Below are 20240 nucleotides of genomic sequence, written 5' to 3' on the forward strand. Positions count from 1 at the left end.
GTGCCATTCAAGCAGGAAATTACGGCGGACTACGCCGAGGGTGAAAGCAAGGCCGTGACCCTGCACGACGGTTCGGTGGTTGAGCTACGCAAGGCGGATCCCGAGCTGGATCTGCACAGCCGCCGTTCAGCCCTGAAGCTGATCAAGGACTATCGCGCCAAGGATCAGATGCTGACCGGTCTGTTGTATATGGATGAAGATTCTCAGGATCTGCACGAGATTATCGGCAGCAGTAAAACGCCGCTGCGAGATCTTGGTGAGTCGGAGTTGTGTCCGGGGCAGAAAGTGCTCGACCGTCTGAACGACAGCCTGCGATAAAAAAAGGCGTCGGCAGCGCAAACTGCCGACGCAAGGGCATCATCCATCTTTTACCAGCGGTAAGACGCCTGCAATGCCAATGTGCGTGGCGGATTGGTGAAGCCGTGATGGGTGGTGGTGCCCGCAATCACCTTCTTGGCGACCGGGGTATCGACGGCATACAGCAGCACCTGTTCGTCACTCAGGTTCTTACCCAAGAGCGCCACTTCCCAGGTGCCATCGCTGGAGGCCAGCGCCAGTCGGCCGTTGTACTGCACAAAGGCGTCCTGCTTGACCCGGTCGTCGAGGTTGGGAGAAGGGTGATACTCGTCGGTGAAGATGGCATCGAGGTTCGCTCGCAGAATCAAGGCACTGCCCAGTGCCCGCTCATAAGCCAGCAGCAGGTTCCCGGAATAGTCGGCAGCGTACTGATTGGTTTTGCCCGAGTAGTCACAGTTAATGCCGTTGGGATGGTCCGGTAACTGGTCCTGGATACAAGTACCCAGTTTGTGGTCCAGAAACTCGAAGTCCAGCAAGGCCAGGCCGCCCGCCAGCATCAGATGCTCGCTGAGGGCGATACGACCGTCAAACTCAACCCCCTGGGTGACGGCGCTGGCCGCGTTGCCGACATTGAAGCCCAGTGTGCCATCGAAAACACTGACCTGCAGATCGTCAAAGCGCGTGTAAAACACGGCCGTATTCAGCTCGGCGACGCCGTCAAACAAGGTGGTTTTCAATCCCAGCTCGTAAGACGTGGCGCGCTCTTCCTCGTATTCAAAGCTGCCGATCAGGACTTGCTGATTCGCGACAACGGCGTTGGGATTGCGCGCGGTGGGTTCGGCACTGGGTGATGAATTGGAGCGCGCATCGTAGCCGCCGGATTTAAAGCCGCGCCGGGCGGAAAAGTAGCCCATCATCGCGTCGTTGATGTCCCACTGTAGATTGAGCAGCGGGGCAAACTGCGATTCAGTCCGTTTGCCTTTCAGGTCGTGGCGCTCGGCGGCGAAAGTGACTGCCGCTGCGGTGTCGGTCTCGCCAATCGGCAGAATCGAGCCATCGGGTAAACCGAACTCGAGTTTGCGGCTGCCGCTCTTTTTCTCATAGGTGTAACGACCGCCGAGGGTTAATCGCCAGCTTGGGTTGATGATCCAGGTGCCCTGCATAAAGGCCGAGCCGATCAGTGAATCGCTTTTGAAATCGCGGGGCGAGCGAATATCCAGCAGGGAGTTACCCGCATCGCCAATGCCCAGTACCTCGAAGGCTGAACTCGCGCCAGCCAGCGGGTCGATATCGCCGCGTGCGCCTCCTTCGAGAATGTCGGCCGCGTTGATCAACTGTGGAATCAGCGTGGACGGCAGGACGATGGAGTCGAAGAAATACACGTCGTTGTACTGGAAATAGGCGCCGGCAATCAGATCGAAGCGCTCTCCGGGTGCTGACACCCAGCGAAATTCCTGACTGAACTGCTCGTACTCTTCTTCCATGACCACCTGAAACAGCGGCGAGCCGGTAAAGTCACAGTCGCATTCTTCGTCGTACTGATAGGCCATATAGGCGCTGATCGAGGTGAAGGTATGCCCGTCGACATACCAGTCCATTTTCAAGGTGAGGTTCTGGGTGTCGTTGTAACTGTAGTCGCCGTTTGCATGGCGACGGCGATCGGCTTTGGTATCCAGTACCGAATCATCGGCCTGCATATTCAAAATAGAACCATTGCCCTGCAGTTGCAGAATATCGCGCAGAGCCGGTGGCAGCAGCGACACGACACCCCCTACGGCGCCGAGATCAGGGAAGACCGTATTGTTGAGAATGTCGCCGTAGGTGCGACCCGTGAACAGGAAAATATCGGAGTCCGAGGGATTGTCGCTGATGATTTCCGACTGGCGGCCGACCACATCAAAGCTGCCGATCTCCAGCTTGAGCATGGCGGTGAAATCGTCGCCGGGGTCCCAGCCCAGTTTCAGCCGGTAGGTCGCCTCGTCGCGCTCTGCTTCGTCCCGGTTCAGTACCTGGTTTTCGACAAACCCGTCGATCTGCCGCTGGCGCATGGCAAAGCGCAGACTGAATTCGTCCGTGAGGGGGCCGGATGCGACAAAGTCGATGACGCGCTCATTGAGCTCCGGTTCATAGCTGCCCTGAACAAAGAGTTCCCTGTCCTGACTGGGCGAGGCGGTGCCGATATTGATGGCCCCGGCGATGCTGTTTTTCCCCAACAGAATATTCTGTGGTCCGCGCAGTACCTCCACCCGCTCAAGGTCCAAAAAGGGTGCCCGAGCGAGCTGCGCGCGGCCGTAGTAAACGCCGTCCACATACATGCCCACCGATTGCTCGAAGCCTTGGTTTTCACCGGAGCCGATACCGCGAATATAAATATCGGTGCCGATGCTGGATTCGGTCATGGTGAAGTTGGGAACATAGGCCTGAAGATCCTCGATCTTGGCGAGCCCGGCTTCCATCATTTTTTCACCGTTGATTGCGCTGACCGAGACTGGCACATCCTGAAGACTCTGTTCGCGCAGTTGTGCGGTCACGATCACTTCTTCCAGTTGAGCGGCGATCAGCAGTGGGCTGTGGGCGATGCCGAGGGACAATGCGCCCCAGAGGCTGGTTCTTTTTATCATTATTGTTTCTCCATTTTTACCGGCGCGCAGGTCAACGACCCGCGCTACGGCGTGGGCGATGCTATGCAGCGGCGTGGCTGGCGTGTTGCTTGAATTTCGCCTTCAGCTTCTCCGCCTTCCCCGGCAGCACATTGGCAAGACTCAGGTCGCCGTGGTGGTGGGCGAACACTCTGGGGTCCATCACTCGGAACCAAAGTGGCGGTACATAGGCGAGCATCATCATCGACGCATAGCCGGAGGGAAGTTGCGGGCTGTCGGCAAAGTGCCGGAGCGCCTGAAAAGAACGGTTCGGGTGAGCGTGGTGATCCGAATGGCGCTGCAGTTGGTACAGCAGCAAGTTGGTTACCGTGTGATTGCTGTTCCAGGAGTGGCGCGGAAGGCAGCGCTCGTAGCGGCCATCCTCGCCGCGCTGACGAAGCAGACCGTAATGCTCAACATAGTTGATGACCTCCAGCAGAGAGGCCCCGAGCGCCGCTTGCACGGCAAGGAAAACCAGTGCGGGCCAGCCCAGCCAAACGGTGCAGGCGCCGAACAGAATGGCGGTCAGTGCCCAGGCCTGCAACACCTCGTTGCGCCAGTGCCAGAACCCAAGCCCCTTGCGTGCCAGACGTTGGCGTTCTATGGCGCAGGCTGAGCGAAGGCTGCCAATAACGGTGCGCGGCAGGAAGCGCCAGAAGCTCTCGCCCATCTTTGAACTGGCCGGGTCTTCCGGTGTGGCGACATTGCGGTGGTGGCCAAAGTTGTGCTCAACGTAGAAATGCCCATAGGCCACCGGCGCCAGTGCGACTTTAGCCAGAAACTGGCTCAGTGGATCGCGCTTATGCCCGAGCTCATGCCCGGTGTTAATACCAATGCCATTCACATAGGCGCAGCTCAGCAGGGCGCCGGCAATGCCCCAGGCTCCCAGTTCGGTGCAGGCAAACCAGACAGCGATCAGGGTGCCGGCATATTGCAGGGGGATATAGGCGTAGACGATGTACCGGTAATAGGCGTCGGCTTCCAATTGTGGCACCGCCGACTCCGGAGGGTTGGAGCGATCCGTGCCGACGAGCAGGTCCATCAGCGGAATAATCAGGTACACCATCAGCGGGGCAAACCACCACCCCCAGATCTGTCCGCTGACCACGTAAATCGCGGCACCGATGATCGGAAAAAGCGGGACCAGCAGCCCCAGCGCCCAGAGATAGCGCTTCGCGTCGCGCCAGTGTGTGTCGTTTGCAGTGTTCATCGCGGTTATCGACTCTTATTAAGTTAACGAGTGTTAAAATAATGCTAGATGCTAACTTAACAGTTGTCAATATATTGACCGGATTCAAGCAGGGACTCACTTGGCAGACTTTTTGCCTTTTTAATCAACGGCTTGTCTTGATATAAGGGGGGTGTCAAACTGTGAGCCTGTTAACAACTGTAAAAATAACCTTCTGACTGAGGCGACGATGACGGAAAACAAGCCGAAGCAGAGCCGCAAAGGCAACCGGGAAAAGCTGATGAACGCGGCGCTCGGTTTGTTGGCGGAGGATCAGAGTGGCCTGTCGGGCATTAGCCTGCGGCGAATCACCAAAGCCTGTGGTCTCAGCCCGCCAGCGTTCTACAGCCACTTCGCGTCGGTGGAAGACTTGGGCATGGCGCTGGTCAATGAAGTGGGGACGGCCCTGCGTGAACTGCTGAGGGGGGTGCGAGATGCCGATTCCGAAGAAGCAGTGATCGCCGAGTCGGTACAGGCCGCCTTTGGTTATATTCGCGGTAACGAGCCGCTGTTCATTCTGATTGCGCGCGAGCGGGCAGGAAGTTCGGCCATGCTGCGTGGTGCCATTCGGGGAGAAGTGCGGGAAATTGTCGAAGACATGGCCACGGACTTTCACGAGCGGGGGCTGTTTGAGCGCTTCGATCTTGAGCGCAAGCGCGCGGCTGTCGCTGCGATCGTGTCACTGGGCCTGAGCCTGATTCCCGATATTCTCGATCTCTCCAGAGAGTCTCCGGAAACGGGGGACGCCTTGATCGCCGAGTTTGAAAATCAGGTTAAGCTGATTCTTTTCTAAAGGGATTAGGGCGCCAAGTGTCGGCGCCCGAAGCCATCACTTCAAAACGATCACTTCAAATCTATCACTTCAAGGCAATGGTCATATTGGGGGCGTGGGAGCTGGCGTTGTCTTCCGGCCAGCGCGCGGTGACCGTTTTCGTCTCGGTATAAAAACGCACCGCCTGTTTTCCATAGGCATGAAGGTCGCCCATGAAGGATTTCTTCCAGCCGGTAAAGGAGAAGAACGGCAGCGGTACCGGAATGGGAATATTAATGCCCACCTGGCCGACATCCACTTCGCTCTGATAGCGCCGGGCTGCCGCACCGGAGGCCGTAAAGATGGAGGTGCCGTTGCCATAGGGGCTGCTGTTAACCAGTGCCAGCGCTTCATCCAGATTGGCGACCTGCATACAGCACAGGACCGGCCCAAAAATTTCCTCCCGGTAAATGCGCATGTCGGTGCTCACATTGCTGAACAGCGTTGGGCCGAGCCAGTTACCGTCTGGGTAACCGCTAACCTCGCAATCTCTGCCGTCCAGCAGCAGTGTTGCACCGTCTTCCACTCCGCTGGCAATCAGCGCTTCTACCCGCTGTTTGGCATTGCGACTGATCAGCGGGCCATAACCGGCCTCGGGGTCGTCCCAGTGGCCGGGGCGAACATCGGCCAGTTTGTCGCGCAGTTCGTCCACCCAGTTAATCGCCTCGCCCACAAACACCGCCACGCTGATCGCCATGCAACGCTGTCCGGCGGCGCCCACCGCCGCGCCCAACAGATTATTGATAACGACGTCTTTGTTGGCGTCAGGCATGATGACCATGTGGTTTTTGGCGCCCGCCATACACTGCACGCGCTTGAGTGCGTGACTGGCACTGCGGTAAATATGTTCACCCACGGGCACCGAGCCGACAAATGAAATGGCGCGGGTATCGGGGTGGTTGATCAGCGCATCGACCGTGTCTTTGCCGCCATGAACCAGTTGCAGCACACCGGGTGGGCAGCCGGCCTGTTCAAACAGTTCGACCAGCCGCATGGCCGTTAAGGGTACCTGCTCTGAGGGTTTGAGGACAAAGGTGTTGCCGCAGGCAATGGCCAGCGGGAACATCCACAGCGGAATCATCGCCGGAAAATTGAACGGTGTGATGCCGACGCACACGCCCAGTGGCTGGGTGATGCTATAGCTGTCGACATCCCGCGCAACATTTTCCACGGTCTCGCCCATCAGCAGCGACGGGACATTGCAGGCTTGCTCCACCACTTCAATGCCGCGCCAGACGTCGCCTTTGGCGTCTTCAAAGGTTTTACCGTTGTCTTCAGCAAGAATACGGGCCAGCTCGTCGTGGTGCTCTTTGAGCAACTGCTGATAGCGGAGCATCACCCTGGCGCGCTCCGGCACCGGGACCTTGCGCCACTGGATAAATGCCTCGGCGGCACCGGCGACGGCGCGCTCAATTTCATCGTCACTGGCCATCGGTACACGAGCCAGCAGTTCCTGAGTCGCGGGGTCGTGAATCTCAAGATGCTGTGGTGAATTGCTCTGGATGAATTCACCGTTGATGTAGTGGGGGAGAATGTCGTTCATGCTGAACCTCTCAAAGGGGAATATTCAGTGTAGCAAGTTCAAATTGGCACTGGCGTAAGACTGTCCAGCCAGTGTTTGCAGTGTTCGGCCACGCCGTCGCCGTCTTCCTGCAGCAGCATATGGCCGCGCCCGGCGACGGTCATGCAGTCAACGACGTCGGGCAAGCGCTGTCTGTGGTAGCGGAATACGGCCTCGGGATGCAAAAAGGAGTGTTCGGCGCGCAGCAACAGTGTGGGGCACTGAATACGCTTCAGTGCTTGCCAGGGTGAGTGCGTCCGGCTGAAGTTTTGCGCTTCCCAGTCCGGGTGATAGCGCATGGCGAGCTGGCCGTCGTCCTGTTCAATCAGGGCGGCCTCCGCGTAGTCGGCAAAGGCCTCATCGCTGAACGGGCGGAACACCGGCTTGTTGCGGTGATAATCAATAAATGCCTGCCGACTGGGCCAGTGCGTGGGGCGTTTACGGGTGCGCTTGACCAGCGACAGGTGTCGGGTGAAGTGCGGCGCGACCAATCTGTGGGCGCGATACAGATAGCGGCCCGGCAGCGTAGCGGGATCGCAGAGAATCAGGGCGCGAAACAAGTCCGGTCGTCGGGCGGCGGCCAGCGTGGTAACGGTGGCGCCGATGGAATGACCGATGCCGATCACTGGGCCGTGACTGTGTTGATCGAGAAAGGCAATCAGGTCGTCGGCGTGCCCCCGCCAGTTAAAGTCGGGGGCAGGGGGGTGTTCGCCCCAGGCGCCACGATTCTCCAGTCCCAGTAGCGGGTATTCATCGGCAAAGTGCTTGAGGAAAAAACGGTAGCTGGCCACGGGGAAGCCGTTGGCCGGGGCGAAGTGAATAGCGGGCTGCGTTGCGACGTGTCGTCGTACTTGGTTTCTCGGTGTTTGGTTCTGCAGCGCTTCGCCGCCTTGCAGCCATACGGCCTCGCCGCGCCCGAAATTGCCCTGTCTGTATTCCAGCATTGTTGCCTCATGCGTTCGACCAACGGCTACGCTAGCACGATCGGAGAGGCAATCAAGGCTGGAAAAGGACGCAATGTCAGCCGTGCAGACCGTGCTCGATGGGACACTGCCCACGGGCCAGCTTGCGGGCGCGCTCGACCAGGGTTTCCTCCATGGATTCGCGACCGATCATAATCACGAAGTCACCCTCGCGCAGGCCGTTAAGGGCAAATTGAGCCAGTTCATCCAGATCCTGTACCGGCAGCTCGATGCCAATATCTTTCATGCCGCTCATAAACTCGTCGAAGGTCATTTCTGCGCCGTCGGGGGCGGGTTTTTCACGAGCGAGCTCGGCAGGACGATTGCGTTTGGTTGTCCAGATGCCGGTGGGCAGAATACCGCCCGACGGGTAGAAAATGCAGGCCCGCAAGCGGGTGTTCTGGCCGACCAGTTGCGCGTTCAGGCACTCGGTCATAATCGAGACACCGGCTTTGCTGGACGCGTACACCGATTGATCCGCCAGTGGCGAAATGCCGCCGTCACCGGAGCTGGTATTCATCACGATGCCTTCTTCCCCGGAAGCCAGCATGCGGGGCACAAAGGCTTGAATACCGTGGGCAATGCCGCGCAGGTTTACACCCAGCACCCATTGCCAGTCATTGGGGGTGGTATCCCACACATTGTTGTTGGGCACGCTCACGCCAGCATTGTTGCAGAGCACATGACAGGCACCGAATTCCTCAAATACGGCGTCGGCCAGGGCATTGACCGAGTCGGGTTTGGAGACATCGGTAACGATGGCGCGCAAGGTGCCGCCCTGTGCCGACAGCTCGCTGGCGGTGCGGTCGAGGGCGCCTTGCTCTACATCGGAAATAACCACCTTGGCGCCCTCCCCGAGGAAGGCGCGAGCCAGTGATTTGCCGATGCCGCTGGCACCGCCAGTAACGACTACAACCTTGTCTTTGAAGCTCTGCATGATTTCTCCCTGATCCTTATTGTTGTGAGTTGAGAAATTTACAATGGTGTATTTTTACACGCTGGTGTTGATATTTTGCAAGTGATTTCATGCGCCTCAAAAGATGGAAATATGTCGAAGTGCTTTCAGCCGCTGTTCAGATAAACGTCGCTACTCTGGACGCGTCCATCAGGAGGAATTAGCTATGAAAACCTCAACCTTATCTGTATTTCCGCATCGCAGTGCCATGGCGGCCGGGATGGTTCTGTTAATGGCTGCGGCACTTGTGGTGCCGCAGCAGGCGCGCGCCGATAGCGGCGAAGCCGCCCTGGCGGTGCTGCTGGGTGCCGCCATCGTGGTGGCCGCTCAGAACGACGATCACCGCGATCATCGCTACGATGCCCGCTACGACTACCGACGCGGTTACGAGCAGGGTTACCGCCAGCACAAACCCTACGGCCACCATCAATCGGCCTATAAGCACGGTTATCGCGATGGCCGTTTCGACAGTCGTTATGATCACAAGTGGCATCCTGGAAAAGGTCACGGCAAGCATCACTACAAAGACAAACATGGCTACAAAGGCAAACACGGTCGTGACGCCCAGCGTTGGAACAGCCGAGTGCCGGTGTACAGCCGCTGAAACGGAAAGATCACTCCCATTGGCCGCGCAACATGCGCGGCTTTTTTGTATTGGCTCCCTGTCTTTCTCCCAATTCCCGCCAAGCTGCTAGAATCCAGCTCACTGATGGCAGTCGGCATATGCCGGTGGGGAGACGAATGAAACGCAAAGCGATGATGTTACTGGCGGGCCTGTTTACTCTGGCAGTGCTGACCCTGGCCGCCCCTTTTGCCGTGATGGAATTGGGATCTCCCGGCATGGCAACGGCGTCACGCGCGCTGGTGCATGCGGCGGTAGGGTATAGCGGGGGAACCCCCGAGAAAGGCTTGCTGCCTTTGCGAGTGACGTCTGGGTACCGCGTAGAAGTGTATGCCGAGGGGCTGGGTAATCCGCGGTTTATGGCGGTTACGTCCGCTGGTGACCTGTTGGTCAGCCGTCCCCGCAATGGCGAAGTATTACTGCTGGGACGGGATGGGAATAACGATGGTCGCGCCGACAGTGAGCGCATTTTGCTGCGTGGCTTGAAGCGCCCGCAAGGGTTGGCACTTCGCGATGGCTGGCTTTATGTGGCGGAGTCAGACGGCATCGGCAAAATTGCCTTGGATGTGGAGCGCGGCGAGATCAAAGGCGATTACACACGCATCCTCGATGGTCTGGGTGACCGGGGCAACCACTGGAGTAAAACCATTGGCTTTGGTCCTGATGGCTGGTTGTACCTCAGTTCCGGCTCTACGTGTAACGTCTGCGAGGAAACCGACCCCCAGCGGGCGACAATGATGCGCTTGCAGGCTGATGGCAGTGAGTTGGAGATTGTGGCGACCGGGCTGCGAAACAGCGTTGGGTTTGACTGGGCGCCGTGGAGCGACGCGCTCTACGCGACGGATAACGGCCGAGACCTGCTTGGCGATAACTTCCCCCCCTGTGAGCTGAACCGGATTGAAAAAGGCAGCTTTTATGGCTGGCCGTATTTCAATGCCACCACGCCCGATCCGGACTTCGGTCATCGTCTTCCGGAGAATATGCCCGCCAACCGCCCGCCCGTGCATGAATTCCGGGCGCACAACGCGCCGCTCGGTATCCGTTTTCTGCAACACCAGGACAATGACGAGAAAATGGCTCTGGTGGCCTTGCACGGCTCCTGGAATCGCAGCGAGCCCGACGGCTACAAAGTGGTCGCACTGCGCTGGCTGGATGATGGCGATATCGTCGAGGACGATTTCCTCGTTGGCTTTTTGCAGGGTAGCGATCTGCACGGTCGCCCGGTGGATGTTGTTGAAGCCGCTGATGGCCGAATTTTTGTGTCCGACGATTACGCCGGACGGATCTACCTGATTCGCTCAGGGCAGGGCGATGATCAACGCGCTGCGGTGGCAAGCCGCAAGCTGCCGTCGGCGGGAGAGGCCTTGGCGGCTTACTCGCCCGATCAGCGCCAGGCCTTGCTTGAACAGGGCGAGCAGTTGTATCAGAGCAAAGCCTGTGACAGTTGCCATGCGCTGCCCACTATCCGCCATCTGGAGAGCGTCAGTGCCCGCTATAACCTGGCGGAGCTGGCGGATTTCTTTTTGGCGCCCACGCCACCCATGCCCAGGTTTGAACTGGATGCAGGGCAGCGCGAAGCACTGGCGGTGTATTTGTACAGCCGGGCAAAGTAATCGCGAGAGTTCCTTATTGTTCGCGTAGTGTGCGTGTTTCTCCCGGACCTGAAGAGGGGGGAATAGGGTATACTTGGCAGATCGGCGCAGACGTTCGTCAGCGCCTCTCATCCTTTGCCAATAAGGTCTGCCATGAACTCGGAGAAGCCGCTTTATATTTCTGTTGCTGGTCCCGCCCTGCTGGAAACACCGTTGTTGAACAAAGGCTCTGCGTTTACCGAGCGTGAGCGTCGCAGTTTTAATCTGATGGGGCTGTTGCCGCCGCGTTACGAAAGTATTGATGAGCAGGTTGAACGGGCTTACATGCAGTACTGCAGCTTCGACGAGCCCATTAACAAACACATCTATTTACGCGTAGTGCAGGACAATAACGAAACCTTGTTTTACCGCCTGCTCAACGACCATCTCGAAGAGATGCTGCCGATTATTTATACCCCCACGGTGGGCGAAGCCTGCGAACATTTTTCCGATATTTACCGCAGTGCCCGCGGCATCTTCGTGTCGTATGAAGAGCGGGAGTTCATGGATGACATTCTGCACAGCGTCACCAAAGACAAGGTCAAGGTGCTGGTGGTTACCGACGGCGAGCGCGTACTGGGTCTGGGCGACCAGGGCATTGGCGGCATGGGTATTCCCATCGGCAAGCTGTCGCTGTACACCGCCTGCGGCGGCATCAGCCCGGCCTACACCCTGCCGGTGGTGCTGGATGTGGGCACCAATAACCAGAAGTTACTCGACGACCCCATGTATATGGGCATGCGCCACCCGCGTATCGGTCGCGATGATTACGACGCTTTTGTCGACCAGTTTATCGAGGCGGCCCAGCGCCGCTGGCCCGGCGTACTGATTCAGTTCGAGGATTTCGCGCAGCCCAATGCCATGCCGATTCTGGAACGCCACAAGGATTCGGTGTGCTGTTTCAACGACGATATTCAAGGCACCGCTGCCGTCACCTTAGGAACGGTACTGTCGGCCTGCGCGCGCAAAGGCGAGCGCCTGCGGGACCAGAATATTGTCTTTGTCGGCGCCGGTTCGGCGGGTTGCGGTATTGCCGAGCAACTGATCCGCGCCATGGTTGATGAGGGATTGGATGAGCCCAGTGCCCGCTCACAGGTTTATATGGTAGATCGCTATGGTCTGCTGGTTGAGGGCATGACTGGGCTGCGGGATTTTCAGGCCCGGCTGGCGCAGCCGAATCATGTCGTCGCCGATTGGCAGTACGAGGGCGAGTACCCCAGTTTGCTGGACGTGGCGAACCATATCCAAACCGGCATCCTCATCGGCGTATCCGGTCAGCCGGGGCTGTTCAGTGAGGCGGCGATTCGCGCCATTCACGAGCGTTGCGAGCGGCCGATTATCCTGCCGTTGAGTAATCCCTCCCGACAGGTTGAGGCGCGTCCTGAACAGGTACTGGCGTGGACGAATGGGCAGGCCATCGTGGCTACCGGCAGTCCCTTCGAGCCGGTGGTTTACCAGGGCGAGCGCTATGAAATCTCCCAGTGCAATAACAGCTATATTTTCCCCGGCATTGGTCTCGGCGTCATTGCCAGCAAAGCCAGCCGGGTGAGTGATGGCATGTTGATGGCCGCCAGCCGCTGTCTGGCTGAGAGTGCCTCGGCGTATCACACCAAACCCAATGTGCTGCTGCCACCGCTGACCTCGCTGGCGCGTCTGAGTCGTGAAATCGCCTTTGCGGTGGCCAAGGTGGCTCAGGCCGAGGGGCTGGCTGTAGAGCGCAGTGACGAGGAACTGTACGACGCCATCGAGCGCAACTTCTGGTTGCCGGAATACCGCGAATACCGCCGGATTGCCGCTCGCGCGCGCTAGCGGTTTTCCCCGGTCAGATAAGCCAGTAGCAATTGCAGCAGCTCCTCTCTGAAGGCCGGTTCGGCCAGCAGGGAAGGCTGCTGGCTCAGGGCCTGGCGCAGATTGCCCTGCAGCGTTTGCCTGACGAGCAGGCTGCGCAGTGCGGGATTCCCGTGGCAGCATTTGCCGGATAACCACTGTTCCAGCCATTCCTCCCAGGATGGATTGTTCAGCGCCTGCGTGAGACGGTTCACGCGCTGGTGGATATCAAAGCTGTGCTGATATTCCCGGAAAAATTCCGGATCGAGCTTCTGCAGGGCCAGCAGTTGCTCGCATTCCAGCGCGATAATCGCCGCCAGCGTGTCCCGAACAGAGCAACTCGACAGGGCCTGAATATCGCGAAAACGTCGCCGGGCATTCTCTGCCAGCTCTTCCAGCAATGCGTCGTAAACCTCGCTGAGAATCGCCTCTTTGCTGGGGAAGTACTGGTACAGCGAGGCGATATTTACGCCGGCAACATCGGCGATATGCTGGGTCGTCAGGCGCTCGGCGCCCTCTTTCTCCAGAATTTTCAGACAGGCCTGCTGAATGGCTTCCACCGTCATCAGCGAGCGGCTCTGTTTGGGGCGTTTGCGTGGGCGGGGTGGCGTGTTTGGCGGCATGGTGGCTCGTAAAATGTAAGGGCGCGGTCGTCCGGCGTGTTGTTGTTATAAAAAGCTTTTTTATCAATGGCTTAGCTGCTTATGTGGATGGCGGTAATGCCAGTTGTCGCGCTGCATTCCTGTGCCTAGGCTACAGAGCATCCTACTGTGACGGGAGTGCTTTGTGTACGTCGATATTGAAACTTATCTGAAAGTGTTGCGCCATGTCTGGTCGCTGCGCGGCTGGCCGGGGCGGCGCAAGATGCTGCTGCGACTGTTGATTGCCGTGCCGGTGCTGACGCTGTTCAACAGTCTGTGCTTCCTGCTGGATTATCTGCTGTTTCCCCGTTTGTGGTGGCAGCGCGTCGAGCGCCCGGTCTTTATCGTGGGGCATGCGCGCAGCGGAACTACGTTGGCGCACCGCCTGCTGGCTGCTGACGGCGATAACTTCAGCTACTTCCTCTACTGGGAGCTGTTTTTTCCCTCGCTGCTGCAAAAGCGGGTGATCCGCTGGCTGGGCAAGCTGGATCGGGCCATGGGTGGCCCCTGTATTCGTCGCCTGCGGGCTTGGGACGACCGCACTTTCGGCCGCTTCCGCCATATCCATGACATGAGCCTGTGGAATGCGGAAGAGGATCAGTTCGTTATGCAGGCGGCGTTTTTGTCGCAGCAATGGGCGTTGGACGTACCGATGATGGATCAGATCGACCTGTTTCACGTCGATCAAATGCCGGCAAAAAAGCGTCGGCGCTGGCTGCACCACTACCGCGAATGTGTGAAACGGCAGTTGCTGCTCAACGGCGGCGACCGCATCCATCTCAGCAAAAATCCGCTGATGAGCGGTTGGGTCGAGGCGCTGATTGAAACCTTCCCCGATGCCCGCATCGCGGTCATGGTGCGCAACCCCACGCAGTGTATTCCCAGCACCCTGAAACTGCTGGAACTGACCTGGAAGGGCAAGGGCTGGACGCCCGAGCAGTACGGCCCCTCCCAGCAGGCGATGACCGAGATTTCCTTCGACTCGCTGCTGTGGCCCCGACAGGCGCTGGCGAAGCACAAGGCGAGCCCGCAGATCTTTGTGGATTATCGCGATATTACCCGCCAGCCCCGGGAAACCGTCCACCGCATCTATGCGGCATTGGGCATGTCGGTATCACCCAGTTACGAGCAGTGGTTAGTTGATCAGGAAGATCGAGAGCGCGGGCACGCGACTCATTTTGAATACAGCATCGACGACTACGATTTGGCAGTGGAAGACATCGAGTCGCGACTCGCGCCCCTGTTCGATCAATACCAGTGGCCGCGTGTGAGCGAGGCAACGCTTGAGGGACAGCAGGCATGAATCGACTGGAGGGAAAAACCGCGCTGATTACCGGCGCCAGCCGCGGCATCGGTTTGGCGATGGCGCAGCGCTTTGCCGCCGAAGGTGCACGACTCATTTTGGTCGCCTCGCGCATGGGGAGTCATGGCCGCCTGCCGGGCACGCTTGAATCGGCGGTTGAGGGGATTCGGCGCGCAGGCGGTGAAGCCCACGCCGTCGTCTGCAATTTGAGCGACGCCGACGCTCGCGCCGACCTGATTGCGCGGGCTCAGCAGCAAGTCGGTCCGCTGGACATTCTGGTGAACAATGCGGCGGGTGCCAAAATGGGGCTGCCCAGTCAGCTGAGCGCGGACGACCGTCGCTGGATGATGGAGCTGAACCTGAATGCCCCTATCGATCTGGCGCAACAGGCGCTACCGGGGATGCGTGAACGCGGGGCAGGTTGGATTCTCAACATCAGTTCGGCGACCAGCGAGCAGCCGTTGGTGCCCTATCGCGACTCGGCGGTGGCGGCCCATGTGATTGCCGCCTACGGGGCGACCAAGGCGGCACTCAATCGCTATACCGAGGGCCTGGCCCATGAAGTGGCCGGCGAGGGGGTGTGGGTAAACAGTCTGGCACCGGAGAGCATTGTGCTCACGCCGGGTGCCGAGCAGGTCCGCGATATTGCGCGCCGTCATCCCGATATGGCGGAGCCGGTCGAGGTTATGGCCGAGGCGGCGCTGCTGCTGTGTACGGGGCGTTATGTCGGGCAAATCGGCTACAGTCGCCGCCTGCTTCACGCCAATGGGCAAGATGTTTACAGCCTGGATGGCAGCACGCGGCTGGGGGATGCCCTGATGCCCGCCGAGATCGATGCCGACCGCAATACGACTGATAAGGAGTCCGAGCAATGAGTACCGAGCAGTTGCCACCCGAACAGGCCGCCGACACCCTGCGCGCGGCTTGGGACGACATGATCGCCAGCCTGCAGCAGGCGCGGGATGTGATCGACCAGCCTCAATACGCGCCGCCGGAGGCCAGCGACCGGGTACTGGCTGAAGGCTATCGTTACCTGTCAGGTTTTATGCACCATGCGGTGGAGCGTGCCTTTCACGAAGACCCTGCCAGACCGGCATTTCGCAACGCCCTGTCGGTGTACAACAAGGCCACTATCGACAACGCGGATGCGATTTATTTTTACGCGCCCATTGATGGCCGCAAGCGCTACAAAGTCACCGCGACGCTGCCCGACTGCCGCCACTGGCAGGGACAGGCGAGGGCAGAGCAGGGGCCGCTGGCACCGCAGTACTTGATTTTTGAAGTGACGGGCGGCCCGATTGCCGGTGATACCGGCGATCTGCGCGAGTTGATGCCCGGCAGCCGCACCGGCTTTGGCGCGCTGGATATCAGTCAGTTGCAAATTGGCGATGACAATACGCTGGAAATCCTGCTCGCACCCGAGCGCCCCGAGGGCTACACCGGCAACTTTTTTGCCACCCGCAAGCCGCCGTCGTCGCGTGCTCCGGAGAACGGTGACCGCTACGCCACCTACATCAGCGGTCGTCAGCTGTTCTACGACTGGGCGCGAGAAGTCCCCGTGCCGCTGACGATTACCGCACTGGACGACGAGGGGCTGCCGCCTGCGCCGCTGGATAGCGAGCACGCTGCCGTAAAGCTGCGTCGCATGGGTGAAATTGTCAGCGGTCAGATGCGCTTCTGGCAGGCGTTTTACGACCGCTTGCTCAACTGTCATCAGCGCCATGACGACGGCGGGCGCTATTACATGCCGGTGAATGCCTACAACCAGCCCAATGCGGCGTCGGGAGATACCGGCGGCGGCATGAGCACCAATATCTATGCGGGCGGCATGTTCGATCTGGTTGAGGATGAGGCGCTGTACATCGAAGCGCGCTACCACGGCGAGCCGGTGTACACCGGCCTGCATCTCGGCAATCTCTGGGGCGAGTCGCCGGACTATGCCAATCATCAGAGCAGCCTGAATGGCTTTCAGATGCATGACGATGGCGACGGCGTGCAGCGCTGGGTGGTGGCGCATCGTGACCCCGGTGTGCCTAACTGGATCGATACCACCGGGCTGCCGCAGGGTTATCTGTCGAATCGCTGGGCCTACTCCACCTTGCCGCCCAAAGCGCAGTGGCCGACGATTCAGGCGACTAAGATCGCCTTCAGCGAGATTGTGGCAATGTTTCCCGAGGGCACGCCGCAGATCAGTCCTGAGCAGCGCCGTCAGCAGATTGCCATCCGTCAGCAGCATGTGCAAAGACGCTTCCGGGTGTTTTAATCTCTGCCCTCAATATCGCTGCGTCAGCCGCCGCAGCGAGGGCAATGATGGATAAGGGAGTTCTTCTTGGCACATACTACGTTGGAAACGCTGCTTGCCGAACGCGACATTCAACAGCAATTGATCCGCTTTGCGCGGGCGATGGATGCGCGCGACTGGGCCGCCATGGCGGCGATTCTCAGCGACGATGCCGTGGCCGATTTTGGTCTCGGGCCGGTGGTCGGCAGAGACGAAGTCGTTGCGTCGATTCGCCCCTATCTTGAAGCCTGCGGTCCCAGCCAGCATTTACTGGGTAACTTCCTCATCGAGGTGCGCGGCGACAGCGCTTACAGTGAGACCTACGTCGCCGATCTGCATCTGAGCAAAGACCCCGCCAGCGAACTGAGCTTCCGCACACTGGGCAATTACTCCGACCGCTGGGTGCGGCGCGACGGCGTCTGGCTGCTGTGCTCTCGCCACAAAGACAATCGCGCCACGGTCGGCAGCATGGACGTCTTCAGCCGCTGATTGATAATAAGGATATCGCTTGTCGACAGGCGTCGCCGCGTTGGAGAATGACGGCTGTTAGTGGATTGTCTTCAGGCTGTCTCGATGCTCAAGAAATTCTCTTTGCCGTTGGTGTTACTGGTGCTCGCCTATGGGCTGTGGCGCAGTGCCGACTTTGTCGATATCGCCGCCGGGGTGGCGCTGTTTATGTTCGGCATGGTGCTGCTGGAACAGGGCTTTAAAACCTTTGCCGGTGGCGCACTGGAAGCGCTGTTGCAGCGCATTACCGACGGCTTCGGCAAGTCCCTGCTGGTGGGGGCGGTCAGCACCACGCTGATGCAGTCCAGCTCGCTGGTGTCACTGCTTACCATCTCCTTTGTCAGCGCCGAGATGATCAGTCTGGCGGCGGGTATCGGCATTATCATGGGCGCCAATATCGGCACCACCACCGGTGCCTGGCTCATTGCCGGTCCCGGTCTGTCGCTGGATATCGGCAGCTATGCCATGCCCATGCTGGTGTTTGGCATGGTGTTTATGATGCAGCGGGGGCGCGGGTTGCGTGCGGCCGGTAATTTACTGCTGGGCGTGGCCTTCCTGTTCCTCGGTATTCACTACATGAAACTGGGCTTCGCCGGGTTTCAGGAGGGGGTGGACCTCTCGGCCTACGCCATGACAGGGCTCAAAGGCGTGCTGCTGTACACGCTTATCGGCATGTTGGTCACGGTCATTATGCAGTCCAGCCACGCCACGTTGCTGATTGTGATTACCGCGCTGTCGGCGGGGCAGATCAGTTACGAGAACGCGTTGGCGCTGGCGATCGGCGCCAACCTCGGCAGCACGGTGACCATTGTGCTGGGCAGTCTCACCTCGAACCTCGCGGGTAAGCGCCTTGCCGGTTCACACGTGTTATTTAACGTGATCACCGCCACCGTGGCGATTGCGATTCTCCAGCCACTGGCCGAACTGGTGGACATGCTGGCCCGCTTGATCGGTCTGGCGCCCGACAATTACCTGCTGCGGCTGGCGCTGTTCCACACCCTGTTCAATGTGCTCGGCGTGCTGCTACTGGCGCCCTTTGTTGGCCTGCTTGAGCAGGTATTACTGCGTTATGTGCGTAGCAGCGACAAGGGTACTGAACAGCCTCTGTACCTCAATCCCCACGCGCTGGAAACGCCTGCGACCATCGTCAATGCCCTGCGCCTGGAAGTGCTGCATCTTTTCGAAAACGCCTACGGCTTGCTGGCACACGGTTTGAGCTTGAGCCGCAAAACCATCGACTCCGACGAGCCCTTACATATGGCGGTGGCAAACACCCGGCGCATTATTGCGCTGGATGTGGAAGACGCCTATGAGGGAAAAATCAAACGCCTGCACGGGGACATTGTGGCCTTTATTGTTGCCGCACAAAGTCAGGAGACCACCCGCAGTGTGGCAGAACAGATTTATCTGCTGCGCCAAGCCAGCCGAGCGATTGTGGAAGCGGTGCGAGGCATGAAACACCTGCACCAGCATCTGTCGCGCTACGCCTTGTCGCCGAACCCGGTGGTGCGGGCGCGCTACGACCAGTTGCGCCTGCAGTTGGCCGAGTTGCTGCGTGCCCTGCGCAAGGTGCAGCACGACGGGCCGCCAGAGTCGGGGCTGGAGCCCTTGTTGCAAGACTTGCGTGCGTCAGCAGACTTCGCCAGTCGCTGCCTGATCGACGACCTCGACGAACGGCTGGTTCGCCACGAAATCAGCGCGACCGTGGCCGCAGCCATTATGAACGATCAGGCGGATCTGGAGGCGATCTGCGAAGCCCTGCTGCTGGCTTCGGCGACTTTGTTCGGCGTGCCGAAAATAAGCGACAACGACAACGTGGCTGACCCGGAAACCTTGGAGATGAGTGTTGAGCAATAAACCAAACTGCTGATGCCGTGTTATTGTCGGGCCTATAATCATAATAGGAATACGCCCATGTTGTTGCGCCGCCGAAACGGCTCCCGGTCTCTCTCTGTTTTTCTTTTTCTACTTCTACCGCTCGCCGCGCTGCTCACGGCCTGCGGCGGATCGTCCAGTTCATCCGGTGGCAGTGGCGGTGGCGGGGCCGCGCTGGCGGAACCGACCTTCGAAACCAAACTGGCCACGCTTAACCAGTCGCTGGTCTGCAATCCCTTTACCGAAACCGGGCCGGTAGTGCTGCTGGTTCACGGCACCTTTACCCACGGTGAGGAGCAGTGGACGTGGAATTACGAGCCCCTGCTGTTGGGCGAGGGTTACGATGTTTGTATTGTGACCTACCCCAACCGCGGGTTAAGTGATGCGCAGATTGCCGCCGAATATGTGGTGAATGCGATTGATCAAATTGCCGACTCCGGGCGCAAAGTGTCGATCATCGGCCACAGCCAGGGCGGCATGGGGCCGCGCTGGGCTGTGCGCTGGTGGCCCAGTCTGCGCGACAAAATCGACGATATGATCCTGCTGGCCTCACCCAACCACGGCATCGATATTGCCGCGCTGAGCGACCTCGGCTTGCCGGTGCCTGCGGTGTTCTTTCAGTTCCGGTCAGATTCCAACTATATGCAGGCGCTCAACAGCGAAGACGAAACACCGGGAGAGATCGACTACAGCAATATCTACACGCAGTTTGATGAACTTGTGCAACCCGTCTCGCCGGTGCCCACAGCCGCGCTGGACTGGCAGCAGGGCAACCCCAAGGTCGCCAATATTCTGATTCAGGACGTGTGCCCCGGCCGCATTGTGGAGCATGCCACCATTGGTTTGACGGATCGCGCTACCTTCGAGCTGGTGCTCGATGCGCTGGCGAATCCCGGTCCGGCCAGCCCCGAACGCGCCGGTGGTGAAATCTGTGGTCTGCTGCCGTTTCTACCCGAGCCCGCCTTGTCGCCCAGCCTGTTGACTGACTTCCTCGACGTGTTCGCCAGCGAGGGCGCGCAGGGCTTTCCCGATTTATCTTTAGCGACGGAAGAACCGCCGCTGAAGTCCTACGCCCAGTCGGCCGCGGTGACCGAGTGAGC

16 protein-coding genes and 1 pseudogene are annotated in these 20240 nt (G+C 59.2%); 11 read left to right on the plus strand and 6 right to left on the minus strand.

The window, feature by feature from the left end; all coding sequences use genetic code 11:
- Window positions 1-318 (plus strand): annotated as a pseudogene (locus tag AC5DB9_RS13905) (2-oxoacid:ferredoxin oxidoreductase subunit beta); the annotation flags it as partial.
- A gap of 50 nt (window positions 319-368) precedes the next feature.
- Here AC5DB9_RS13905 and AC5DB9_RS13910 read toward each other — a convergent pair.
- Together AC5DB9_RS13910 and AC5DB9_RS13915 are read right to left on the minus strand one after the other, a co-directional pair.
- A complete protein-coding gene (locus tag AC5DB9_RS13910; protein ID WP_286855349.1) occupies window positions 369-2918 on the minus strand; it encodes a TonB-dependent receptor in 2550 nt (849 codons plus the stop codon).
- Between the two features lie 61 nt (window positions 2919-2979).
- On the minus strand, window positions 2980-4146 hold the full coding sequence (locus AC5DB9_RS13915) for an alkane 1-monooxygenase (RefSeq protein ID WP_022958242.1): 1167 nt from the start codon (window positions 4144-4146) through the stop codon (window positions 2980-2982).
- Between the two features lie 208 nt (window positions 4147-4354).
- Between AC5DB9_RS13915 and AC5DB9_RS13920 the strand changes: the two genes are divergently transcribed.
- On the plus strand, window positions 4355-4957 hold the full coding sequence (locus AC5DB9_RS13920; RefSeq protein WP_022958241.1) for a TetR family transcriptional regulator: 603 nt from the start codon (window positions 4355-4357) through the stop codon (window positions 4955-4957).
- 64 nt (window positions 4958-5021) lie between these two features.
- Here AC5DB9_RS13920 and AC5DB9_RS13925 read toward each other — a convergent pair whose 3' ends face one another.
- From AC5DB9_RS13925 to AC5DB9_RS13935, 3 genes are all read right to left on the minus strand, one after another.
- A complete protein-coding gene (locus AC5DB9_RS13925) occupies window positions 5022-6518 on the minus strand; it encodes a CoA-acylating methylmalonate-semialdehyde dehydrogenase (protein ID WP_272990205.1) in 1497 nt (498 codons plus the stop codon).
- Window positions 6519-6556: 38 nt separating this feature from the next.
- Complete coding sequence (locus AC5DB9_RS13930; protein WP_272990207.1) at window positions 6557-7480, minus strand: alpha/beta fold hydrolase; 924 nt, start codon at window positions 7478-7480, stop codon at window positions 6557-6559.
- A 76-nt stretch (window positions 7481-7556) separates the two neighbouring features.
- Entirely contained in the window at window positions 7557-8435 is an 879-nt protein-coding gene (locus AC5DB9_RS13935; protein ID WP_272990209.1) for an SDR family NAD(P)-dependent oxidoreductase, read from the minus strand.
- Window positions 8436-8619: 184 nt separating this feature from the next.
- Between AC5DB9_RS13935 and AC5DB9_RS13940 the strand changes: the two genes are divergently transcribed.
- The 3 genes from AC5DB9_RS13940 (at window position 8620) to AC5DB9_RS13950 (ending at window position 12515) form a co-directional block, all read left to right on the plus strand.
- Complete coding sequence (locus tag AC5DB9_RS13940) at window positions 8620-9057, plus strand: hypothetical protein (protein ID WP_272990210.1); 438 nt, start codon at window positions 8620-8622, stop codon at window positions 9055-9057.
- Between the two features lie 137 nt (window positions 9058-9194).
- Window positions 9195-10688, plus strand: a complete 1494-nt coding sequence (locus tag AC5DB9_RS13945) for a PQQ-dependent sugar dehydrogenase (RefSeq protein ID WP_272990212.1) — start codon at window positions 9195-9197, stop codon at window positions 10686-10688.
- A gap of 132 nt (window positions 10689-10820) precedes the next feature.
- Window positions 10821-12515 (plus strand): NAD-dependent malic enzyme, encoded by a 1695-nt coding sequence (locus tag AC5DB9_RS13950; protein ID WP_272990216.1) that lies wholly within the window; start codon window positions 10821-10823, stop codon window positions 12513-12515.
- Here the strand turns inward: AC5DB9_RS13950 and AC5DB9_RS13955 are convergent.
- Window positions 12512-13156, minus strand: a complete 645-nt coding sequence (locus tag AC5DB9_RS13955) for a TetR/AcrR family transcriptional regulator (protein ID WP_022958234.1) — start codon at window positions 13154-13156, stop codon at window positions 12512-12514. The genes AC5DB9_RS13950 and AC5DB9_RS13955 overlap by 4 nt on opposite strands.
- A gap of 163 nt (window positions 13157-13319) precedes the next feature.
- On the opposite strand from AC5DB9_RS13955, the gene AC5DB9_RS13960 reads away from it, so the two are divergent.
- The 6 genes from AC5DB9_RS13960 (at window position 13320) to AC5DB9_RS13985 (ending at window position 20238) form a co-directional block, all read left to right on the plus strand.
- On the plus strand, window positions 13320-14477 hold the full coding sequence (locus AC5DB9_RS13960; protein ID WP_272990220.1) for a sulfotransferase family protein: 1158 nt from the start codon (window positions 13320-13322) through the stop codon (window positions 14475-14477).
- The gene (locus tag AC5DB9_RS13965; protein ID WP_272990222.1) at window positions 14474-15352 is read left to right on the plus strand and encodes an SDR family NAD(P)-dependent oxidoreductase; all 879 of its coding nucleotides are present in this window, start codon (window positions 14474-14476) and stop codon (window positions 15350-15352) included. Before AC5DB9_RS13960 ends, AC5DB9_RS13965 begins: the two co-directional genes overlap by 4 nt.
- Window positions 15349-16740: a hypothetical protein gene (locus tag AC5DB9_RS13970; protein WP_272990225.1), complete on the plus strand. Its 1392-nt coding sequence runs from the start codon at window positions 15349-15351 to the stop codon at window positions 16738-16740. The genes AC5DB9_RS13965 and AC5DB9_RS13970 overlap by 4 nt, the downstream gene beginning before the upstream one ends.
- 66 nt (window positions 16741-16806) lie before the next feature.
- Window positions 16807-17247, plus strand: a complete 441-nt coding sequence (locus tag AC5DB9_RS13975) for a nuclear transport factor 2 family protein (protein WP_272990228.1) — start codon at window positions 16807-16809, stop codon at window positions 17245-17247.
- Between the two features lie 84 nt (window positions 17248-17331).
- Window positions 17332-19122: a Na/Pi cotransporter family protein gene (locus AC5DB9_RS13980; RefSeq protein WP_272990229.1), complete on the plus strand. Its 1791-nt coding sequence runs from the start codon at window positions 17332-17334 to the stop codon at window positions 19120-19122.
- A 57-nt stretch (window positions 19123-19179) separates the two neighbouring features.
- On the plus strand, window positions 19180-20238 hold the full coding sequence (locus AC5DB9_RS13985; protein ID WP_272991394.1) for an esterase/lipase family protein: 1059 nt from the start codon (window positions 19180-19182) through the stop codon (window positions 20236-20238).
- Window positions 20239-20240: the final 2 nt, after the last annotated feature.

This window comes from Spongiibacter sp. (assembly GCF_984394615.1).

Coding starts and splice junctions, on each gene's coding strand:
- AC5DB9_RS13910 (WP_286855349.1), bottom strand. CDS start 2,918: ATGATAAAAAGAACCAGCCTCTGGGGCGCATTGTCCCTCGGCATCGCC.
- AC5DB9_RS13915 (WP_022958242.1), bottom strand. CDS start 4,146: ATGAACACTGCAAACGACACACACTGGCGCGACGCGAAGCGCTATCTC.
- AC5DB9_RS13920 (WP_022958241.1), top strand. CDS start 4,355: ATGACGGAAAACAAGCCGAAGCAGAGCCGCAAAGGCAACCGGGAAAAG.
- AC5DB9_RS13925 (WP_272990205.1), bottom strand. CDS start 6,518: ATGAACGACATTCTCCCCCACTACATCAACGGTGAATTCATCCAGAGC.
- AC5DB9_RS13930 (WP_272990207.1), bottom strand. CDS start 7,480: ATGCTGGAATACAGACAGGGCAATTTCGGGCGCGGCGAGGCCGTATGG.
- AC5DB9_RS13935 (WP_272990209.1), bottom strand. CDS start 8,435: ATGCAGAGCTTCAAAGACAAGGTTGTAGTCGTTACTGGCGGTGCCAGC.
- AC5DB9_RS13940 (WP_272990210.1), top strand. CDS start 8,620: ATGAAAACCTCAACCTTATCTGTATTTCCGCATCGCAGTGCCATGGCG.
- AC5DB9_RS13945 (WP_272990212.1), top strand. CDS start 9,195: ATGAAACGCAAAGCGATGATGTTACTGGCGGGCCTGTTTACTCTGGCA.
- AC5DB9_RS13950 (WP_272990216.1), top strand. CDS start 10,821: ATGAACTCGGAGAAGCCGCTTTATATTTCTGTTGCTGGTCCCGCCCTG.
- AC5DB9_RS13955 (WP_022958234.1), bottom strand. CDS start 13,156: ATGCCGCCAAACACGCCACCCCGCCCACGCAAACGCCCCAAACAGAGC.
- AC5DB9_RS13965 (WP_272990222.1), top strand. CDS start 14,474: ATGAATCGACTGGAGGGAAAAACCGCGCTGATTACCGGCGCCAGCCGC.
- AC5DB9_RS13970 (WP_272990225.1), top strand. CDS start 15,349: ATGAGTACCGAGCAGTTGCCACCCGAACAGGCCGCCGACACCCTGCGC.
- AC5DB9_RS13980 (WP_272990229.1), top strand. CDS start 17,332: ATGCTCAAGAAATTCTCTTTGCCGTTGGTGTTACTGGTGCTCGCCTAT.
- AC5DB9_RS13985 (WP_272991394.1), top strand. CDS start 19,180: ATGTTGTTGCGCCGCCGAAACGGCTCCCGGTCTCTCTCTGTTTTTCTT.